Consider the following 15372-nt stretch of genomic DNA (forward strand, 5'->3'; position numbering starts at 1 on the left):
GATGTGATGACGCCGGCCTGCAACGCAAGCCCGGCCCGAAATTCGGAGAATCGCAATGCAGAAGATCCTCGTGGCGCGTCCGATCTTTCCGGACGTGATCGATCGGCTCAAGCAGTATTTCGATGTCGACTGGAACAATGGAGACGTTCTCGGCACGGACGAGCTTGCGCGCCGTCTCGCGGACAAGGACGGCGCGCTCACGGCCGGCGATCCGGTCGGCGCGGCGGCGCTGGCGGCGGCGCCGCGTCTGCGGGTGGTGGCCAATATGGCAGTCGGCTACAACAATTTCGACATGGCTGCTTTCAACGCAGCCAACGTGCTCGGCACGAATACGCCGGATGTCCTCAACGAATCGACGGCCGATTTCGGCTGGGCGCTGATGATGGCGACGGCGCGCCGGATCGCCGAATCGGAACACTGGTTGCGAGCCGGGCATTGGCAGAAGTGGAGCTACGACGGTTTTCTGGGCGGCGATGTGTATGGTTCGACGCTCGGCGTGATCGGCATGGGACGGATCGGCCAGGCGCTGGCGCGGCGTGCGCGCGGTTTCAACATGCAGGTGATCTATCACAACCGGTCGCGCGTTGCGCCGGAGATCGAAGCTGAGCTGAAGGCCCGGTACGTGTCGAAGGAAGAACTGCTGCGCCGGGCGGATCATGTCGTGCTCGTACTGCCATACACGAAGGAAAGCCATCACACGATCGGCGCCGCCGATCTGGCGTTGATGAAGCCGACCGCCACGCTGACCAACATCGCACGCGGCGGCATCGTCGACGATGCGGCGCTGGTGGAAGCGTTACGCGCGAGACGCATTGCCGCTGCTGGTCTTGACGTTTTCGAGGGCGAGCCGAACCTGAATCCTGGTCTGCTGACGGTGCCGAACGTCGTCCTCACGCCGCATATCGCGAGCGCGACCGAAGCAACGCGTCGCGCGATGGCCGACCTTGCGGCGGACAATCTGATTGCCGGGCTTGGGGAAGGCCCGCAGGCCGGGCAGCCGTCGAATCCGATCAATCCTGAGGTGCTGGGGAAAGCGCGTTCATGACCGAAATTTTGCTGGCGGCCGTTCTCATACTGGCGATCGCGCTTGTCGTTGCGTTGCTCGTGCTCATGCGCGGCCGCAACGACGCGAATCAGGAAGTGCGGTTTGCCGAGCTTGGTAAGCGTGTGACTGACGCGTCGGACGCCCAGGCTCGTGCATATGAAAGACTCGAACGGGAGTTGCGCAACGAGATCACTGAGACGGCGCGCGTATCGCGCCTGGAACTGGGCGGTGGTTTTTCGCAGTTCCAGCAGGCGCTCGCTGCGCAACTCACCAGCATCGCGACTGTGCAGAACAGCCAGATAGACGGCTTCGCGCAGCAGCTCGTCAAGCTGACGGAGTCGAACGCGCAGCAGCTCGAAGCAGTGCGGCAGAGTCTGCAGCAACAGTCGCAACAGGCCCGCGAGGAGCAGGGCGCCACGCTCAAGCGTTTCGGCGACACGTTGACGCTTCAACTCGTGCAACTGACCGAAGCCAACGACCGCCGTTTCGCCGAGGTGCGCGCGACAATCGAGCAACGACTCAAGGACATCGAGGCGAACAACGCGACGAAGCTCGAGGAGATGCGCCGCACCGTCGACGAAAAGCTGCACGCAACGCTCGAACAACGGCTCGGTGAATCGTTCAAGCAGGTGTCGGACCGGCTTGAGCAGGTCCATCGCGGGCTTGGCGAAATGCAGACGCTCGCGGCTGGCGTCGGCGATCTGAAGAAGGTGCTAACCAACGTCAAGACACGCGGCACATGGGGCGAAGTGCAGCTCGAAGCGCTGCTCGAACAGTTGCTCACAGCCGACCAGTACGCGAAGAACGTCGCGACGATCCCGAAGAGCAACGACCGCGTCGAATTCGCGATCAAGCTGCCGGGTCGTCAGGACTCCGGTGACGGCGTGGCGGTCCCGGTGTGGCTGCCGATCGATGCCAAATTTCCGCGCGAGGACTACGAGCGTCTGATCGAGGCGCAGGAGCGGGTCGATCCGGTAGCGGTAGAAGAAGCGTCGCGCGCACTGGAAGCTCGCATTCGAGCCGAAGCGCGCACGATCGCCGAGAAATACGTATCGCCGCCGCACACGACCGATTTCGCGCTGCTGTTTCTGCCGACCGAAGGTCTCTACGCCGAGATCCTGCGCCGGCCTGGACTCACGGATCTGCTGCAGCGCGATTACCGGGTGACGATTGCCGGCCCGACTACGCTCACTGCGTTGCTGAACAGTCTGCAGATGGGCTTCCGGACGCTGGCCATCGAAAAGCGTTCTAGCGAGGTGTGGCAGGTGCTCGGTGCGGTAAAGACGGAGTTCGGCAAGTTCGGCGATGTGCTCGCAAAGACGAAGTCGCAGCTCGAAACCGTCACACGGTCGATCGAGCAGGCGGAGGTGCGCACGCGCGCGATGAACCGCAAGTTGCGCGACGTGGAAGCGTTGCCCGGTGAACAGGCGATCGGTTTGCTCGGTGACACATTATCGGGTGCGGACGCAGACGAACCCTGAGTCGTGTTTTCTCGCGCGCCGTCTGACGTGGGCAGTGCCCGACGTTCTGGACTTTCGCGCCAGGTCGGTAATTGCGGTTTCGCGCGACCGCCTCATTGAGCGGTTTCGCGAAACCGGAGGCCTTCGTTCAGCTGGCGTTATCCGGCGCCGCCAGTCGTTCCAGCGCCTCATCCGTCACGCGAACGATGCGCCAGTCCGGCAGCACGGTCGCGCCCAACTTCTCGTAGAAATCGATGGCGGGCTGGTTCCAGTCGAGCACGGACCATTCGAAGCGTCCGCACTGGCGCTCGACCGCCAGCGCCGCCAGGCGCCGCAGCATGCACGTGCCGAGGCCGCTGCCGCGCTGCGTCGGCTGCACGTACAGGTCTTCGAGATAAAGTCCACGCCGGCCGAGGAAGGTCGAATAATTGTGGAAAAAGAGCGCGTACCCAACAATGCGTCCATCCGCTTCAGCTACGAGCGCCTCCGATGAACTCCGCGCGCCAAATAACGCGTCGTGCACGGCGTCTTCGGTCGCGACAAAGAGGTGCGTGAGTTTTTCGAACTCGGCCAGTTCGTGCATCAGCGCGAAGATCGCGCCGACATCGGCGGGTGTAGCAGAGCGAATATTGGCGGCCATTACGCTTCTTCCGGGGCGTCGGTGAGATGGATCTCGATGCCGCCGAAGCGCGACGCTACCCAGTTGTACGCGTGACACGCGATCCACAGCAGGATGAAGCCGAGAATCGCATTCAGCAGGAGCGCGCTGAACACGGTGCTCAGTTCGACCGAGCGATACCGGATGAACGCGACCAGTACGCCGAGCAGGACGATCGGCACGCTGAAGGTCAGGTAGACCAGAATGAGCGCTTTGGCGGTCTGTCCCGGGGCAATGAACGAGATCTGTTTTTTCATTGAATCAAACCCGCTACGTGATGGTTTCGTGGAAAAAAGTCGGTCAGATGAGGCCGTCGAACAACATGATATCGACGGTGTCGCCCGCATCGATGTCGGCTTGTTCGTGCGCGAGCACGATAAAACAGTTCGCCTCGCTCATCGAGCTGAGTACGCCCGAGCCCTGCGAGCCGGTCGGCGTGACCTGCCACTGGCCGCGCTCGTTACGTGAGGCGGTGCCGCGCTGAAATTCGGCGCGTCCGGCACGTTTGCGGATGGCCTGCGCGCTGGTCGCCGTGATCACGGGCGGAGCTTGCACTGACGCGCCCGACATCACGAGCAGCACCGCGCGCACGATCTGGTAGAACGTGACCATCACCGCGACCGGATTACCCGGCAGGCCGAAAAAGAGCGCGGGCTGGCCGACGCCGGGGCGCTCTCCAGACCACACGCGGCCGAATGCAAGCGGGCGTCCAGGGCGCATCGCCAGGCTCCAGAACGCGACGTCGCCGAATGTCCGGAGCAACTGCTTCGTGAAGTCCGCCTCGCCGACCGATACCCCGCCGGAAGTCAGTATGACGTCGGCGCTGGCGGCTGCGCTGCGCAGCGCGGCTTCGAGCGCTGCAGGTTCGTCCCGAACCACACCGAGATCGAGCGCGTCGAGATTCATCCGGCGCAGCATCGCGAAAAGGGTGTGGCGATTGCTGTCGTACACGCAGCCTGGATCAAGCGGCTCGCCGAGCGATCGTAGTTCGTCGCCGGTCGAGAAGAACGCGACCCGCAACCGGCGTCGTACCGCGACTTCGCCAATGCCAAGCGATGCCAGCAAGCCGAGATCCGATGGGCGCAGGATGCGTCCCGCAAGCAGTGCCGGCTGGCCCTGGGTGAGGTCTTCACCGGCGCGGCGACGGTTCGCGCCGCGCTTCAATGTGTCCCCCGGGAACCGGATCGTGTCGCCGTCGCGCGTCACGAGTTCCTGCGGTACGACCGTGTCGCATCCATTGGGCATCAGTGCGCCCGTCATAACCCGCACGCATTCGCCGGCAGAGACGGCGCGCCCGAACGGATGCCCTGCCAGCGCCTTGCCCGCCACGCACAGTTCGACGCTCCTTTGCTGGGCGACAAGCGATGTGCCATCGAACGCATAACCGTCCATCGCTGAGTTGTCGTGGGCGGGAACGTTAGTCGGTGACACGACGTCGTCCGCCAGTACGCGATCGAGCGCATCGTGAAGCGGCACGCGTTCGACCGCCGCAACCGGGCTCGCCCACTGGCGCACGATCGCCTGGGCCGCGGATACAGGCAGCGCCTCTGGGTCGTACTGGACGACACAACTGGAAGAGTCTTTAAGCGTGGTCATGAATGGGGCAGCGTCGCGACCGGATCTGAATCCGGCGTTTCGTCGGTGATGCGTGCGACGGGAGGCAGGTTTCAGACTGCCTCACGCACGTTCCAGGTCGGCGAGTTCTTGCAAAGTGTTCGCATTGTAAAACGCGCTCCCATCGACGAAGGCGACTTCGGCCGTCGTGTGGCGCGCGTACCACGCGCGAACCTTGCGCTCGCCGGCTTCCATAAAGGCCGACAGGTCGTCCGCCAGCGACGTGCGAACAAGAGCGAATACTGGATGCATCGAGATTTCGCCATGGGGATCGCGCGTGGTGACGGTGGCGATGTCGGCGTGATCTGTTTGGAGCGCCTCAGCGAGGCGCATGGCGAGGTCCGGCGGCAGATTCGGTGTATCGCACGGCGCGCTTAGTACGAATCCGGTCTTTGCGGCGCGCAGTCCGGCAAGCAGGCCTGCCAGCGGTCCGGGGAAGTCAGGGAGCGTGTCGGCGATCACTATTGCGCCAAACGGCGCGCCAAGCTCGGCGTAGTGATCCGCGTGGCGGTTGGCGCTGATGAGAAGGGGACCCGTCTGCGGTGCGAGGCGCTTCAACACGTGCAGCGCGAGGGGCTCGCCGCGAAGCATTTGCAGGCCTTTGTCGAGGCCGCCCATGCGCGTGCCGCGCCCACCTGCGAGAACGAGTCCGGTAATGTGGCCGGTTTCAATGGGCATGGCGACGGCGGCCTCAGCCGCCGATGTACGACATTTCGACGCGTCGGCCTTCCGACGAGTCAGGCGTCGCGCTTGCGCTGCCGCGCAACTGCGAATAGCGGTCGGTCCGAGCCTGCCAGATACGGGCAACGGCGGTTCCGATGTCTGCGTCGCTCGCGCCATTGCGTACGAGTGCACGCAGGTCATGTCCTGACGAAGCAAACAGGCACAGATACAACTTGCCTTCGGTCGACAGTCTCGCGCGTGTGCAACTTCCGCAAAAGGCACGGGTGACGCTGGAGATCACGCCTATCTCGCCGCTGCCATCGGTGTAACCCCAGCGCTGCGCGGTTTCGGCTGCGCTGTGCGCTTCGAGCGGCACGAGCGGGAAGCGGGCATTGATTTGCGCGACGACGTCCGCGGAGGGCAGCACTTCGGTCATGTTCCAGCCGTTCGACGTGCCGACGTCCATGTATTCGATAAACCGCAGCACCGCCCCGCTGCCTTTGAAGTGGCGCGCCATGGGCACCATCTCGGCGTCGTTGGTGCCGCGCTTCACGACCATGTTGACCTTGATCGGCGCGAGGCCGACGGCTTGCGCTGCGGCGATGCCTTCCAGCACGTCGTCGACGGCGAAGTCGGCATCGTTCATGCGGCGAAATAGCGTGTCGTCGAGCGCATCGAGACTGACCGTCACACGTGTCAGACCTGCGTCCTTCAGGCTGCGCGCCTTCCGGGCGAGCAGCGAGCCATTGGTGGTGAGCGTAAGGTCGAGTGGTCGGCCTTCGGGCGTCTTCAACACGGCAAGCTGTTCAATCAGGAATTCGAGGTTCTTGCGCAGCAGGGGTTCGCCGCCCGTCAGACGGATTTTCTCGACCCCATGCGCGACGAACACGCGCGCGAGGCGTTCGATTTCTTCGAAGGTCAGCAAGGCGCTGTGCGGCAGGAACGGGTAGTCCTTGTCGAACACGGCCCGCGGCATGCAATAGACGCAGCGAAAATTGCAGCGATCGGTCACCGAAATGCGCAGGTCGCGTAGCGGCCGCGCGAGCGTGTCGGTCAACTGGCCGCGCGGCTCGTGCGCGGGTCCGGAAATATCCGGAACCGCGCTGACATCGGCGACAGGGATGATGCGTCGGGACATGATCACTTTTATATGGTCTAGACCTTCATTCTAGCGGAAACGGCTGCTCTTTCCGGCTGAGGCCAGGACAGCGTGGGGGTATGGCGATTCGCGGTCCCGGCAGTCAGCACGTTATTTCCCGGCGACTGTCGATCAGGGGTTCGCCTATGTTGTAAGTTCTGATGCCGACCGCGAGCGCGCGAGGCTTCCGACAAACAAAAAACCCGCCAGTGAGGGCGGGTTTTTTGCATTGCTACGGTTCAGCTTACTCCGAGTGCTTTGCCGTTTCGACCTGTTGCATTGGCGTGGCGTCTGCCGGCGGCAGCGGTTTGCGCTCACGCGGCACGCGGACTGGTTTCGCAGTTTGCGCAGCGGCTTCCTGAGCAGCGCGAAGCTTGCCAGCGTCGGTATTGACCCAGACGAGGCCGGCCTTTTCCAGCACCGGTTGCAACGACTCAGCCGACAGGCCGTTCGCGCGCGGCGCCTGGGGCGCAGCGGCAGGCGCCGGGGCGGCAGGTGCCTCGACTGCGGCGACCGGCTGCGGTTCGGCGTGGACTTCGGCTTGCGGTGCGGGCACCGCTGCGGGTGCTTCGACGACTGTTGCCGGAGCCGGAGCCACCGCTTCGCTGACCGGTGCCGGAGTCGGAACCGGTTCGGGCTGGATGTAAGCTGCCGACTCAGCTTGAGCAACCGGCTCAGCCGGCGTCACCGTTTCGCTGATGACGGTCCTTACCTCGCTTGCCTCGGCGACCGACGCAATTTCCACCGGACCCTGCGCTTCCGGAGATGCAACCGGTGTCTCGACTGCAGGAGCCAGCGGCGCTGCCGAAGCTTCAGCAACCGGTACGACCGGTTCCGACGTCACAGCCTTTTCGACCGCAATGGCGGGTGTTTCGGTAGCAGCATGCAATTCGGTCTCGACGACCGTTCGCGTCGCGACCGCGGCCACGACGGTTTCCACCGGCGCTGCTTCCTTCGCTGCGACCTGTTCCACACGCTGTTGCGGCGTATAAGCCAGTGCATCTTCTACTGCGCTGACGGCAGGGCCTTCTGCTTCGGTCCCATCGACGGCCCGGCTCACATTCGCGCCATCTTCCTCGCGCTCGCGACGACCACCGCGACGGCCACGGCGACGGCGACGACGCTCTTCACCTTCACGTGCGACCGCTTCCTGATCGACCGGCGCGCCATCTTCGGCGCCACCTGCCTGAACCGGCAACGTGACGTCTTCTGCCAACGCCTCGTTCTGGTTCAGCGCTTCCGCGGCTTCCGGCTGCGGCTTGTTGCGGCGTTCGCCACGCTCGCCACGTTCGCGGCGCTCACCACGCTCCAGGCGTTCGCCGCGTGGCGAACCTTCGCTGGCTTCGACGCGTTCGCCACGATCCTGACCGCGCTCGGCGCGAGCGTCACGACCTTCGCGCGCCTCGCGTGGCTCACGACCCTCACGCGGTTCGCGACCTTCACGGGCATTGCGCGGTTCGCGTGCCTCGCGTGGCTCACGACCCTCGCGGCTTTCGCGCGCTTCACGCTGCGACGGCTGACCCTGACGGCCGCCGACAGCGGCTTCGTCACGGCCGGCCGCATCGCGACCGCCCGCACCTCCGCGGCGGTTGCGATTGCGATCGCCCCCGCGTTCACCGGTACGCTCGCCGCGCTCCGTGCGCTCGCCACGTACCGGACGGGCGGTCTTTTCGACCGGTGCCGGTGCTGGAGCAGGCGTTGCGGGTTGCATGCCGAAGAGGTTCTTCAGCCAGCCGATGAAACCACCGGTGCCCGGCGTTATCGCGACAGGGGCTGGGGTAGCGGGGGCGGTCGGACGAACCGGTGCGCTCGGCGCCGGCTTTTCAGGCGTAATGCCCTTGACTGCCGCTTCCTGCTTCGGCTTCACTTCCTCGGTGCGCTTGCTGTAGCCGGTTTCCGACTCCAGTTCGCGGGCTGCTTCCTCGGCCATCTTCCACGACGCGCGCGGATCGTCGAGGCGTGCATCGTCGTGACGCAGGCGCTCGAGCTTGTAATGCGGCGTGTCGAGGTGCTTGTTCGGGATCAACACGACGTTGACCTTGAACCGCGATTCGATCTTGTTGATTTCCGCGCGCTTCTCGTTCAGCAGGAAGGCGGTTACCTCGACCGGCACCTGGCAATGGATCGCCGCGGTGTTTTCCTTCATCGCTTCTTCCTGAATGATCCGCAGAACCTGCAGCGCGGACGATTCGGTGTCGCGGATGTGGCCCGTGCCGTTGCAGCGCGGACACGTCACGTGGCTGCCTTCCGACAGGGCCGGACGCAGACGCTGGCGCGACAGTTCCATCAGGCCGAAGCGCGAGATCTTGCCCATCTGGACGCGCGCACGATCGTGCTTCAGTGCGTCTTTCAGGCGTTGCTCGACTTCGCGCTGGCTCTTGGCCGATTCCATGTCGATGAAGTCGATCACGATCAGGCCGCCCAGATCGCGCAGACGCAACTGGCGGGCAACTTCGTCAGCGGCTTCGAGGTTCGTGCGCGCGGCGGTTTCCTCGATGTCGGCGCCCTTGGTGGCGCGTGCCGAGTTCACGTCGATCGCGACGAGTGCTTCGGTGTGGTCGATCACGATCGCGCCGCCCGACGGCAGCGGCACCGTGCGCGAATACGCCGTTTCGATCTGGTGTTCGATCTGGAAGCGCGAGAAAAGCGGCACATCGTCGTGATACCGCTTCACCTTGCTGACATTGTCCGGCATTACGATATCCATGAAGGCGCGTGCCTGGTCATGGATTTCGGTGGTGTCGATCAGGATTTCGCCGATATCCGGCTGGAAGTAGTCGCGAATCGCGCGGATGACGAGGCTCGATTCGAGGTAGATCAGCATCGGCTGGCCAGGCGAGCCGCTTTGCGACGCGGCTTCGATCGCGCGCCACAGTTGCATCAGGTAGTTCAGGTCCCACTGCAGTTCTTCGGCGCTGCGGCCGATGCCAGCCGTGCGCGCGATGATGCTCATGCCTTCCGGCAGTTGCAGTTGCGCCATGGTTTCGCGTAGTTCCTGGCGGTCGTCGCCTTCGATCCGGCGTGACACACCGCCGCCACGCGGATTGTTCGGCATCAGCACCAGATAGCGGCCGGCGAGCGAGATAAACGTGGTGAGGGCGGCGCCCTTGTTGCCGCGCTCTTCCTTTTCGACCTGAACGATCAGTTCCTGGCCTTCGCGCAGCGCGTCCTGGATACGCGCGGAGCGCATGTCGACGCCGTCACGGAAGTACTGGCGGGCGACTTCCTTGAACGGGAGAAAACCGTGGCGGTCTTCGCCGTAGTTGACGAAACAGGCTTCGAGGGAGGGCTCGATGCGGGTGATGACGCCCTTGTAGATATTGCCTTTGCGCTGTTCGCGCCCGGCGGTTTCGATGTCGATATCGATGAGTTTTTGCCCATCGACGATGGCGACGCGCAGTTCTTCCTGCTGCGTCGCATTGAACAGCATGCGTTTCATTGAACGGCTCCAGAGCGGCTCTGCCTGCCCTCGTCCTGGTTGTCAGCCCGGACGGCGAGGGTAGCGGCATGCCGCGCCTTATTGTGTTTTCACAAGCACGCTGGAGCGGGAACGATGGTCGGAGAATTGCCAGAAAGCGCACCCCGGTCCGGTAACCGGACACGGAACCGCTGGGCACATGCGAATACGGCTTCAAATAACGGCACGACACGCCGCGGGTCCTGGCAGCACGACCTGCATCGCCTTCATATGCTCCTTGCCACTGCGCCAACCGGGCGCAAAAGCGACAGGGCGAAGGCTGCGGCGATGCCGCAGCGGGAAGCTTGCACAGAACGCTCGACTTCCCACTCGGGTGTCTCACCTTATTTCGACGTCGCCATGCTTTGCACTTTCTGCAAAGCGCACTCGGGCGCACGCCGTATTTTCGCAACCGGGAGCCCCGTGCGGGGCCATCAGACCGCCCGCTAACAACGCTCACCGGATAAATTCTTTTTTACCAAAGTTCCGTTACCGTCGGAGCCGACCGTGACCGAACGCGCCTGTGGGCGCCGTCCCTGCCGGGTGTGAGTTCCGTGCGTGCAACTCGTTGCATCTGATTTTTAGGGCGAGCAACCAGCCCCCGGCACAAGTAAAATAGCTCTTTATCGCTTGCACCTGCGCAATCCGCCCGCAATTCGGTTTAATGCGCCGGTCGTATGCGCCGGCCGCCGCAGACTGCTGGGCAAATTATATTCATAATGAAAGAGTTAGGCAAAACATCCCAGAAATCGGTCGCAAGTGACCAGGTCTCGATGATCGAGATCGACGACGGCGCGGCCGGGCAGCGCATCGATAACTTCCTGCTGCGCGTCTGCAAAGGCGTGCCGAAGAGTCATATTTACCGGATCCTGCGTAGCGGCGAAGTGCGCGTAAATAAGGGCCGGGTCGATGCGCAATACCGGCTCGGACTCGGGGATCTGGTCCGCGTACCGCCCATCCGGATCGCACAGGGTCCTGAGGCCACTGCCCATACGCTGGTCCCCGCGGCCCACTTCAATATCCTGTTCGAAGACGACCACCTGCTGGTGATCGACAAGCCGGCTGGGGTCGCGGTGCACGGTGGCAGCGGCGTCGCGTTTGGCGTGATCGAGCAGATGCGTGAGGCGCGTCCACAGGCGAAGTTTCTGGAACTGGTCCACCGGCTCGACCGGGAGACTTCCGGCGTGCTGATGCTCGCGAAAAAGAGGGCGGCGCTCGTTGGCCTGCACGAACAGATTCGCGAGAACCGCATGGACAAGCGGTACTATGCGTGCGTCCATGGCGAATGGGCGAGCGACTGGGGGCGTCGCCGGGCGGTGAAGGAGCCGCTTCACAAGTATCTGACCCCGGATGGCGAGCGGCGCGTGCGCGTGCAACCGGACGGACTGCCGTCGCATACGGTGTTCAATCTGGTGGACCGCTGGCCCGACTATGCGCTCCTCGAGGCCGAACTCAAGACCGGGCGCACACATCAGATTCGGGTTCACCTGGCGCATCTGGGTCTGCCGATCGTCGGCGATGCCAAATACGGCGATTTCGGCCTGAACAAGGCGCTGGCGCGCTCGAATGCCCACCCTGGCCTGAAGCGGATGTTCCTGCATGCTTACCGGCTCAGGCTCACGCATCCCGCCACAGGCGAGACGCTGCAATTCGAGGCGCCCCTTCCGGCCGACTGCCGGCGCTTCGTCAATCAACTCTCTGAACAACGTAACCAGCAACCTCAAAGCGAGACGGACACGCATGGCTCGACAGCAGTTTGACCTGATCGTCTTCGACTGGGACGGTACCCTGATGGATTCGACTGCGCATATCACGCGCAGCATCCAGGCAGCGTGCCGCGACCTCGGTCTCCCGGTGCCTGCCGACGAGGCCGCCAGCTACGTTATCGGACTCGGCCTGCGCGACGCGCTGCAGATCGCCGCACCGACGCTCGATCCGGCCAATTATCCGCATCTTGCCGAGCGTTACCGGTTCCACTATCTGGTCAAGGATCAACACACGGAACTGTTCGACGGCGCCCGCGAGATGTTGCAGGAACTGCGCGATACCGGTTACCTGCTGGGCGTGGCGACCGGCAAGAGCCGCGTCGGACTGAACCGGGCGCTTGACCAGAGCAGGCTGACCAGCCTTTTCGACGGTACCCGCTGCGCTGACGAAACCTTCTCCAAGCCGCATCCGGCGATGTTGCACGAGCTGACGCGCGAACTGGGGCAGGATCCCGCGCGAACCGTGATGATCGGCGATACGACGCACGATCTGCAAATGGCGATCAACGCGGGCGTAGCTGGCATCGGTGTGGGTTATGGGGCACATCCGGTCGCTTCCCTGACCGCGCTCACGCCGAAGTTCGTCGCGGACAGCATCGGTTCGCTGTCGGCGTGGCTGCGCGAACACGGGTGAGCACGGCCATGAGCACCGCCGTGATGGAACCGGTCCGTGTTTGCGCGTCGGATGAACTGGTCGACGGCGGCGCGGGCGTGCGGTGCGCGGCGACTTATGGTGGCGGCGAAGCGGTGGTGTTCTTCGTGCGCTACGACGGTCGGGCATACGGCTATCTGAACCGCTGCGCGCACGTGCCGATGGAACTCGACTGGTCCGAAGGCCAGTTCTTCGAATCCTCGGGTTTATACTTGATGTGCGCTACGCACGGCGCGATTTATGCGCCGGATACCGGCAAGTGTGTCGGCGGTCCATGCCGTGGCGGCAGGCTGCGTCCCGTTGAAGTTGACGAGCGGGACACGGCCGAAGGCCGCGCGGTGTTCTGGCTGCCGGACAACGATCTGCGCCCGGTCACCTCTTGATCTTTCCCTCTGCGACGCATGGCCGACAATCAAACTCCTGATCCTATCGAATCGTCCGGCCCGGATCGCCGTCGCGCGTCCGAGCCCGAGCCGGGCTGGGAGCGCGCGGCGCTCGAGCGCATCGCGCTCGCCGCAATCACCGAACAGCGCGCCGCGCGCCGCTGGAAGATATTTTTCCGTTTCGTATTTCTTGCCGTGCTGTTGGTGATCGTCTGGGGTGTGTTCGACATCTCGGGCGAGCGGGTCTCGACGACCGGCCGTCATACGGCGCTCATCACGCTGAATGGTGAGATTTCGTCCGATACCGACGCGAACGCCGAGGATATCAACACGGCGCTCGACAACGCCTTCGACGACGACGGCACAGCCGGCGTGATCCTGCGCATCAACAGCCCGGGGGGCAGCCCGGTGCAAGCGGGCATCATCAATCGCGAGATTCGCCGTTTGCGCGCCAAATATCCGTCGATTCCCCTGTACGTCGTGGTCGACGACATGTGTGCATCCGGCGGGTATTACGTCGCTGCGGCGGCCGACAAGATCTACGTCGACAAGGCGAGCATTGTCGGCTCGATTGGCGTGCTGATGGACGGTTTTGGCTTCACGGGCCTGATGGACAAGCTGGGGATCCAGCGCCGGCTGCACACCTCGGGCGAGAACAAGGGTTTTTTCGATCCGTTCTCGCCCGAGACGCCGAAGATGGACGAGCATGCGCAGCAGATGCTCGATCAGATCCACTCGCAGTTCATCGACGCCGTGCGTCAGGGTCGCGGCAAGCGGCTGCATGAGACGCCGGATGTCTTTTCTGGACTCTTCTGGACTGGCGAGCAGAGCGTCGAGCTAGGGCTCGCGGACGGCCTCGGCGACACCGATTACGTCGCGCGCGAGGTGATCAAGGCGCCGGATATCGTCGACTACACGGTGAAGGAGAGCATTACCGACCGTGTCGCGCGCAAGTTCGGCACAGCGGTCGGCGCTGCGGGCGTGCATGCGATTGTGATGGGCGGGAAGCTGAGTCTGCGCTGAAGTCAGTCCACCGCTACCGTGCCGTGTAAACGCAGGGGGAAATCTGGCGGGAGGGAGGGGCGGGGCCTCAGGGTGCTCGCGCATTTGGCCGATCTGCCGGTAACCGCTTATCGAACAGCGAGCAGCAGAAAAATCGCGGGTCGCTTGTGCAGATCGATCTCGGGTGCTTTTTTCCAGTCTGCAACCGTTCGGCTCGCGATCGTCTCTGAAGCAAGTGTGAGGTCGACGGCAACGCAGACGAGCGTCGATGGCGCGCAGGTCGTGAGGAGTGTGTCCAGCAAGGCCCGGTTCCGGTACGGCGTTTCGATGAATATCTGCGTTTGTTTAGCTTTGCGCGATTGCTGTTCAAGATCACGTAGACGCTTCGCCCGCTCGGTGGCGTCCACCGGCAGGTAGCCGTGGAACGCGAAGCTCTGGCCGTTCAGGCCGGATGCCATCAGCGCCAGCAGAATCGAACTGGGTCCGACAAATGGCACGACCTTGACGCCGCGCTCATGCGCACGGCGCACGAGCAGGGCGCCGGGATCGGCCACTGCCGGGCAGCCGGCTTCGGACACAAGTCCTGCGTCGGTGCCCGTAAGGATCGGTGCCAGAAGCGTGTCGATCTCGCTCGCGGGCGTATTCACGTTCAACTCGCGAATTTCAATTTCCTGAATCGGTCGCTCGGTGCCGACTTTCTTGAGAAACGCGCGCGTCGTCTTCGCGTTTTCTCCGATGTAATAGTCAAGCTCGGCCGCCTTCACGCGTACTGGGGCGGGCAGAACGGAGGCGAGTGCGTTTTCGTCGCCTTCGCCGAGCGTATTGGGGATCAGGTAAAGAACGCCGCTCATCGTGCACCAAAAAGAGGGTAACCGGCCGCAAGCAGCATGCGGGTCAGGGCAATCAGTGGAAGCCCGACGAGCGCCGTCGGGTCATCGGATTCGATGGCTTCAAGGAGCGCGATGCCGAGTCCCTCGGATTTTGCGCTGCCTGCGACGTCGTAGGGTGTTTCGGCGCGCAGATAGGCGTCGAGGTCGGCGTCCGGCAGATCTCGGAAGCGCACGCCGGTGATGACGTCCTCCGTCTGCGCAGCGGCCGTGCCGCTGTCGAACAGGCACAGGGCACTATGAAACCGGACTTCGCGACCGCGCATTGCCCGTAGCTGGGCGAGCGCGTTCTCGTGGGTGCCTGGCTTGCCTATCTGCAGGCCGTCGTAGGTCGCGACCTGGTCCGATCCGATGACTAGCACGCGCGCGTCGCCAGCGAGATTTGCCGCGACCGCGCGCGCCTTTGCCTCGGCGAGGCGCAGCGCGGTGGCTTCCGGCGTTTCGCCGGCCAGCGGCGCTTCATCGACGGCGGGTACGACGACGTCGAACGGTATACACAGACGTTCGAGCAATTCTCGGCGATACCGCGAACTCGATGCCAGAATAAGGCGCGGCGGGCAATTGGAGTAATCCGGCATATTCAACTAGCTAAACTAACGGATGGAGAAGTGGCCCGCGCACAGGTCGGCGCACGCAGGGCTTAAGTG

Annotated in this window: 14 protein-coding genes; 6 read left to right on the plus strand and 8 right to left on the minus strand. The window is 63.7% G+C overall.

The window, feature by feature from the left end; translation table 11 throughout:
* The first annotated feature begins 55 nt into the window (after positions 1 to 55).
* Both B0G77_RS11600 and rmuC read left to right on the plus strand, forming a co-directional pair.
* Complete coding sequence (locus B0G77_RS11600; protein ID WP_133662257.1) at positions 56 to 1045, plus strand: D-glycerate dehydrogenase; 990 nt, start codon at positions 56 to 58, stop codon at positions 1043 to 1045.
* Entirely contained in the window at positions 1042 to 2526 is a 1485-nt protein-coding gene (gene rmuC / locus B0G77_RS11605) for a DNA recombination protein RmuC (RefSeq protein ID WP_133662258.1), read from the plus strand. The genes B0G77_RS11600 and rmuC overlap by 4 nt, the downstream gene beginning before the upstream one ends.
* A 127-nt stretch (positions 2527 to 2653) precedes the next feature.
* On the opposite strand, the gene B0G77_RS11610 is transcribed toward rmuC, so the two are convergent.
* The 6 genes from B0G77_RS11610 to B0G77_RS11635 all read right to left on the minus strand — a co-directional run bounded on the left by B0G77_RS11610 (position 2654) and on the right by B0G77_RS11635 (position 10017).
* Positions 2654 to 3145, minus strand: a complete 492-nt coding sequence (locus tag B0G77_RS11610; RefSeq protein ID WP_133662259.1) for a GNAT family N-acetyltransferase — start codon at positions 3143 to 3145, stop codon at positions 2654 to 2656.
* Entirely contained in the window at positions 3145 to 3420 is a 276-nt protein-coding gene (locus B0G77_RS11615; RefSeq protein ID WP_133662260.1) for a hypothetical protein, read from the minus strand. Before B0G77_RS11615 ends, B0G77_RS11610 begins: the two co-directional genes overlap by 1 nt.
* A 43-nt stretch (positions 3421 to 3463) precedes the next feature.
* Positions 3464 to 4759: a gephyrin-like molybdotransferase Glp gene (gene glp, locus B0G77_RS11620; protein ID WP_133662261.1), complete on the minus strand. Its 1296-nt coding sequence runs from the start codon at positions 4757 to 4759 to the stop codon at positions 3464 to 3466.
* 81 nt (positions 4760 to 4840) lie between these two features.
* The gene (mobA, locus tag B0G77_RS11625) at positions 4841 to 5455 is read right to left on the minus strand and encodes a molybdenum cofactor guanylyltransferase MobA (protein WP_133662262.1); all 615 of its coding nucleotides are present in this window, start codon (positions 5453 to 5455) and stop codon (positions 4841 to 4843) included.
* Between the two features lie 13 nt (positions 5456 to 5468).
* Complete coding sequence (gene moaA / locus B0G77_RS11630; protein WP_133662263.1) at positions 5469 to 6578, minus strand: GTP 3',8-cyclase MoaA; 1110 nt, start codon at positions 6576 to 6578, stop codon at positions 5469 to 5471.
* Positions 6579 to 6822: 244 nt separating this feature from the next.
* Positions 6823 to 10017, minus strand: a complete 3195-nt coding sequence (locus B0G77_RS11635; protein ID WP_133662264.1) for an Rne/Rng family ribonuclease — start codon at positions 10015 to 10017, stop codon at positions 6823 to 6825.
* 737 nt (positions 10018 to 10754) lie between these two features.
* Here B0G77_RS11635 and B0G77_RS11640 point away from each other — a divergent pair.
* Genes B0G77_RS11640 through B0G77_RS11655 form a run of 4 tightly spaced genes read left to right on the plus strand, consistent with a single transcriptional unit; the run spans position 10755 to position 13859 of the window.
* Positions 10755 to 11795 carry an RluA family pseudouridine synthase gene (locus B0G77_RS11640; protein ID WP_133664111.1) on the plus strand — a complete coding sequence of 347 codons (1041 nt, stop codon included), beginning with the start codon at positions 10755 to 10757 and terminating at the stop codon, positions 11793 to 11795.
* Entirely contained in the window at positions 11776 to 12435 is a 660-nt protein-coding gene (locus tag B0G77_RS11645) for an HAD-IA family hydrolase (protein ID WP_133662265.1), read from the plus strand. Before B0G77_RS11640 ends, B0G77_RS11645 begins: the two co-directional genes overlap by 20 nt.
* 8 nt (positions 12436 to 12443) lie before the next feature.
* Positions 12444 to 12836 carry a Rieske 2Fe-2S domain-containing protein gene (locus B0G77_RS11650; protein ID WP_133662266.1) on the plus strand — a complete coding sequence of 131 codons (393 nt, stop codon included), beginning with the start codon at positions 12444 to 12446 and terminating at the stop codon, positions 12834 to 12836.
* A gap of 18 nt (positions 12837 to 12854) precedes the next feature.
* A complete protein-coding gene (locus B0G77_RS11655; protein ID WP_133662267.1) occupies positions 12855 to 13859 on the plus strand; it encodes a S49 family peptidase in 1005 nt (334 codons plus the stop codon).
* 107 nt (positions 13860 to 13966) lie between these two features.
* On the opposite strand, the gene B0G77_RS11660 is transcribed toward B0G77_RS11655, so the two are convergent.
* Both B0G77_RS11660 and B0G77_RS11665 read right to left on the minus strand, forming a co-directional pair.
* Positions 13967 to 14689 carry an SAM-dependent methyltransferase gene (locus tag B0G77_RS11660; protein ID WP_133662268.1) on the minus strand — a complete coding sequence of 241 codons (723 nt, stop codon included), beginning with the start codon at positions 14687 to 14689 and terminating at the stop codon, positions 13967 to 13969.
* Positions 14686 to 15303, minus strand: a complete 618-nt coding sequence (locus B0G77_RS11665) for a Maf-like protein (protein ID WP_133662269.1) — start codon at positions 15301 to 15303, stop codon at positions 14686 to 14688. Before B0G77_RS11665 ends, B0G77_RS11660 begins: the two co-directional genes overlap by 4 nt.
* Between the last annotated feature and the right edge of the window lie 69 nt (positions 15304 to 15372).

This window comes from Paraburkholderia sp. BL10I2N1, assembly GCF_004361815.1.
Classification (GTDB): domain Bacteria; phylum Pseudomonadota; class Gammaproteobacteria; order Burkholderiales; family Burkholderiaceae; genus Paraburkholderia.

What these genes read in the sequence shown, in the direction of transcription:
- B0G77_RS11600 (WP_133662257.1), top strand. Translation starts at nt 56, where the DNA reads ATGCAGAAGATCCTCGTGGCGCGTCCGATCTTTCCGGACGTGATCGAT.
- rmuC (WP_133662258.1), top strand. Translation starts at nt 1,042, where the DNA reads ATGACCGAAATTTTGCTGGCGGCCGTTCTCATACTGGCGATCGCGCTT.
- B0G77_RS11610 (WP_133662259.1), bottom strand. Translation starts at nt 3,145, where the DNA reads ATGGCCGCCAATATTCGCTCTGCTACACCCGCCGATGTCGGCGCGATC.
- B0G77_RS11615 (WP_133662260.1), bottom strand. Translation starts at nt 3,420, where the DNA reads ATGAAAAAACAGATCTCGTTCATTGCCCCGGGACAGACCGCCAAAGCG.
- glp (WP_133662261.1), bottom strand. Translation starts at nt 4,759, where the DNA reads ATGACCACGCTTAAAGACTCTTCCAGTTGTGTCGTCCAGTACGACCCA.
- mobA (WP_133662262.1), bottom strand. Translation starts at nt 5,455, where the DNA reads ATGCCCATTGAAACCGGCCACATTACCGGACTCGTTCTCGCAGGTGGG.
- moaA (WP_133662263.1), bottom strand. Translation starts at nt 6,578, where the DNA reads ATGTCCCGACGCATCATCCCTGTCGCCGATGTCAGCGCGGTTCCGGAT.
- B0G77_RS11635 (WP_133662264.1), bottom strand. Translation starts at nt 10,017, where the DNA reads ATGAAACGCATGCTGTTCAATGCGACGCAGCAGGAAGAACTGCGCGTC.
- B0G77_RS11640 (WP_133664111.1), top strand. Translation starts at nt 10,755, where the DNA reads ATGAAAGAGTTAGGCAAAACATCCCAGAAATCGGTCGCAAGTGACCAG.
- B0G77_RS11645 (WP_133662265.1), top strand. Translation starts at nt 11,776, where the DNA reads ATGGCTCGACAGCAGTTTGACCTGATCGTCTTCGACTGGGACGGTACC.
- B0G77_RS11650 (WP_133662266.1), top strand. Translation starts at nt 12,444, where the DNA reads ATGAGCACCGCCGTGATGGAACCGGTCCGTGTTTGCGCGTCGGATGAA.
- B0G77_RS11655 (WP_133662267.1), top strand. Translation starts at nt 12,855, where the DNA reads ATGGCCGACAATCAAACTCCTGATCCTATCGAATCGTCCGGCCCGGAT.
- B0G77_RS11660 (WP_133662268.1), bottom strand. Translation starts at nt 14,689, where the DNA reads ATGAGCGGCGTTCTTTACCTGATCCCCAATACGCTCGGCGAAGGCGAC.
- B0G77_RS11665 (WP_133662269.1), bottom strand. Translation starts at nt 15,303, where the DNA reads ATGCCGGATTACTCCAATTGCCCGCCGCGCCTTATTCTGGCATCGAGT.